Genomic DNA, 3700 nt, shown 5'->3' with positions numbered 1-3700 from the left:
TTTTCCTCCTCCAGCATCTTCAGCCGCTTGGCCGCGGACACTCTATGCCGTCGAATTCGGGTTTCTTAGAGATGCTGGCATTGCGTATCCATCCGAGCAGGGCCGCAGGATTTTGGGCGCCGCGCGTGGTAATGTCGGCTCATGGAGATCGATGAGGACAAGATCGACGATGCGGTTTTGGCGCTGTTATGGCTGACGCTGCACAACGAGCGTTGCGCCTGGAAGGGCTTCGACTGGGCAACGACGGATCGGCTTCACAAGAAGGGCTTGATCGCCGACCCAGTCAACAAGTCGAAGTCATTGATCCTGACCGATGAAGGCTTGGCGCGTTCGGAAGCATTGTTCCGGGAGCTGTTTACGCGGCCGCCGCAATAGCCGTCCCTTTGTGTGTCTTCCATTGCCACGGCAGCAGTTCGTGCAGGCGGGAGACGGGAAGATCGGCGATGCGGCTAAACACATCGGCGAGCCACGCCTTTGGGTCGACGTCGTTGAGGCGGCAGGTCGTGATGACGGAGAGCATGATGGCGGCACGATCGGCCCCACGCTGGGAGCCGGCGAAGGTCCAGTTTCGACGCCCGAGGGCAATTCCTCTCAGCGCGCGCTCGGCCGCATTGTTCGTGAGACAAATCCGGCCATCGTCGAGGAAACGGGCAAAGCCATCCCAGCGCTTCAGCATGTAATCGATCGGCTCGATCACCTCGGACGATTTGCTGAGCGTGGCGCGCTCCCCTTTCAGCCACGCGTGCATGTCGTCGAACAGCGGCTTGCTCTTTTCCTGCCGCGCGGCCAACCGTTCCGCGGCGCTCAATCCATTGATGTCGCGCTCGATCTCAAAGTAAGCGCCGTCTCCGCCCCATTGGATAGGCTGTATTTTGAGGCTGGCCGGGCGTGCGAGAAGGTTTCCAGGACTATCTGGAGATTTGCATGGCAGATGATGGATTTGTTGGGCGCTACGAAGTTGTCGAGCCGCGCCGCGGAAACCGGCGTTGGCCAGATGATGTGAAGGCGCGGATCGTGGCGGAAAGCCTTGAGCCTGGTGTTCGTGTTGTTGATGTCGCGCGCCGTCATGACGTTGTTCCGCACCAGCTTTCCTTGTGGCGCCGGCAAGTGCGCGAGGGCATTCTGACGCTGCCTTTTGAGTCTATGCCGGGCCTGTCGGAGAGCGGCGATGCCGAGCCTGCATTTGTGCCTTTGGCGATTGCGGCAGAGCCGAGCGAGGCGGTGAATGTTTTGGCGCCGCCGAAACTGCGGGAGGCGGTTTCGACAGTCTTGACCCTCACGATCGGCCCGGACGTTGTGATGCGGGTTCCCGGCGATGTGCCGGTTGAACGCGTGGCCGCTCTGGTGCGCGCCATGCGAGGGACGGCATGATCGTCGCGGGCCAACGACTGCCGATCCTGATTGCAACGCGGCCGGTGGACTTCCGCTGCGGGCATCAGGCGCTGGCTCTGATGGTTCAGACCGAGTTGAAGCTCGACCCGCATTCCGGGGTGACGGTGATCTTCCGGTCGAAGCGCGGTGATCGTCTGAAAATCCTGGTATGGGATGGCACCGGCATGGTGCTGACCTACAAAATTCTTGAACATGGAAGCTTTGCCTGGCCCAAGGTGCAGGATGGGACGATGCGCCTTTCCAGGGGGCAATACGAGGCTTTGTTCGAGGGGCTCGACTGGCGGCGCGTCATGGCGCAACGGGTGATCGCGCCGTCGGCGGCAGGGTGAATATCCGACGGTCTTTGCATTGTTTTATTTGGCTTTTTTGTGCTGCCTTGCTATAAGGCCGCATGTCGTCGCCCCTTGATCTCAGCCTGTTTCCGGACCTTCCGCCAGAGGTGGTGAAGGCGTTTGCGGCGATGCAGTTCGAACTGTCGGTCGAGCGTGCTGCACGTCAGCATGAGCAGGCTGTGGTTGCCGAAAAGGACGCCTTCATCGCCGAGCTGAAGGAACTGGTCGAGAAGCTTGAAGGTCAGGTTCACGACTATCGGCGCACGAAGTTCGGGCCGAAATCGGAAAAGCTCGATCCGGCGCAGATGGAACTGGCGCTGGAAGACCTTGAAACGGCAATTGCCGAAACACAGGCGCGGATCGCCGCCGTCGAGAAAAAGATCGAAGCCAGCGCATCCGATCCGGACAAGGCCGTTCCTCGCAAGGAGCGTAAGGCCCGTGCACTGCCCGAACACCTGCCGCGGGTCGAGAGAGTGATCGAGCCCGAGAGCATCGTTTGTCCCTGCGGTTGCGGCAATATGGTCCGGATCGGCGAAGACCGGACGGAACGGCTCGACCGGATTCCGGCGCGCTACGAGGTGATCGTCACGATCCGCCCGAAATACGCCTGCCCCAAGGGTCGAACGGGCGTCGTCCAGGCCAGAGCGCCGGCGCATCTGCTGGAAGGGAGCTGGCCGACGGAAGCCCTTCTGGCTGAGATTGCCGTCTCCAAGCATTCCGAACATATGCCGCTCAACCGGCAGGCCGAGGTCATGGCGCGACACGGGGTGCCGATAGACCGCACGGTTCTGGCCGATTGGATGGGCAGGACGGGCAGCGAAATCGCACCGGTGGTCGACCACATGGCAAAACGGCTGCTGTGGGAAAGCACGCGGCTCTATGTCGATGAGACCACGGCTCCGGTGCTGGATCCGGGGCGAGGCAAGACGAAGACCGGCTATCTCTGGGCCGTGTTGCGTGACGATCGCGGCTGGAATGGCTCCGCGCCGTCGGGCGTGGTGTTCCATTACCGGCCCGGGCGTAAAGGCGAATATGCCGCTGAAATCCTCGACGGCTTCAACGGCACAATCCAGGTGGATGCCTACGGTGGTTACTCTCACCTCGCCACGTCGGACCGGATGGGTGGCGATCCCTTGAAGCTGGCTTTCTGTTGGGCGCACGGGCGCAGAAAGCTGATCAAGGCCACGCCAAAGAGCGGATCGCCCATCGTCGACGAGGCGCTGGTGCGGATCGCCGCGCTCTACAAGATCGAAGACAGTATCCAGGGCTCAGATCCCGGACATCGCCGGGCAGTTCGACAGGAGCTGTCCCTCCCGCTGGTGGACGAGTTCTTCACCTGGCTGGCAGCGCAAGCCAAGCGCGTCTCACGCAAGTCTGACCTCGGAAAAGCCCTGGCCTATATGCTGACGCGACAGGACGGCTTCCGGCGGTTCCTGGACGACGGCCACGTCGATATCGACTCCAACCTGGTGGAAAACGCGATCCGCCGACCGGCCATGAACCGCCGCAATGCGCTCTTTGCGGGGCACGATGAAGGGGGCCGCAATTGGGCCCGGTTTGCCAGCCTGATCGGCACTTGTAAAATGAACGGCGTTGAGCCCTACGCCTATCTGTGCGACCTCTTCACCCGCCTCGCAAACGGCCACCTCGCCAAAGACATCGATGCCCTGATGCCATGGGCCTATGCCGCCCGCATCAAGGCCTCACAATGAGCTCGTCAGGTACTCTTCGGTGAGCTCATTTGACGGCCGTAGATAACCTCAGATCGCTGCAACCGAAAAAGCGATGGGGCGTGGACGTCGCATACATCTCAAACAGCGCGTCGTACCGTTGGACGGCCTCCAGGGCGATCGGCGAGATCGGCTTGCCCTTGCGGTTGTGGTCGCGGGCATTTTTCTGGATGTCGGCCAGTTCAAAGACTTTGCGCCGCGCGTGCGCATGACAAAAGGCGAAGGTGATCGGTACCGCTTTCTTTT

The 3700-nt window shown here is 61.4% G+C and carries 4 protein-coding genes and 2 pseudogenes; 4 read left to right on the top strand and 2 right to left on the bottom strand.

What is annotated here, in order from left to right; all coding sequences use genetic code 11:
• Positions 1–141: 141 nt before the first annotated feature.
• Positions 142–375: a DUF6429 family protein gene (locus tag I8N66_RS36650; protein WP_291165357.1), complete on the top strand. Its 234-nt coding sequence runs from the start codon at positions 142–144 to the stop codon at positions 373–375.
• Here the strand turns inward: I8N66_RS36650 and I8N66_RS36645 are convergent.
• Positions 356–835: pseudogene (locus I8N66_RS36645) on the bottom strand (transposase); the annotation flags it as partial. The gene I8N66_RS36650 and the pseudogene I8N66_RS36645 sit on opposite strands and share 20 nt — an antisense overlap.
• An 89-nt stretch (positions 836–924) precedes the next feature.
• Here I8N66_RS36645 and I8N66_RS36640 point away from each other — a divergent pair.
• The 3 genes from I8N66_RS36640 (at position 925) to I8N66_RS36630 (ending at position 3436) form a co-directional block, all read left to right on the top strand.
• Complete coding sequence (locus I8N66_RS36640; RefSeq protein WP_291165354.1) at positions 925–1371, top strand: transposase; 447 nt, start codon at positions 925–927, stop codon at positions 1369–1371.
• Positions 1368–1721, top strand: coding sequence for an IS66 family insertion sequence element accessory protein TnpB (gene tnpB / locus I8N66_RS36635; protein ID WP_047637286.1), 354 nt, complete (start codon positions 1368–1370; stop codon positions 1719–1721). The genes I8N66_RS36640 and tnpB overlap by 4 nt, the downstream gene beginning before the upstream one ends.
• A 62-nt stretch (positions 1722–1783) precedes the next feature.
• On the top strand, positions 1784–3436 hold the full coding sequence (locus I8N66_RS36630) for an IS66 family transposase (RefSeq protein ID WP_291165339.1): 1653 nt from the start codon (positions 1784–1786) through the stop codon (positions 3434–3436).
• 94 nt (positions 3437–3530) lie between these two features.
• On the opposite strand, the pseudogene I8N66_RS36625 reads toward I8N66_RS36630, so the two are convergent.
• Positions 3531–3700, bottom strand: a pseudogene (locus I8N66_RS36625) (IS66 family transposase); the annotation flags it as partial.

The organism is Ensifer sp. SSB1, from assembly GCF_016652895.1.
In the GTDB taxonomy this organism is placed as follows: domain Bacteria; phylum Pseudomonadota; class Alphaproteobacteria; order Rhizobiales; family Rhizobiaceae; genus Ensifer.
This window is presented reverse-complemented; position numbering and strand designations above follow the sequence as displayed.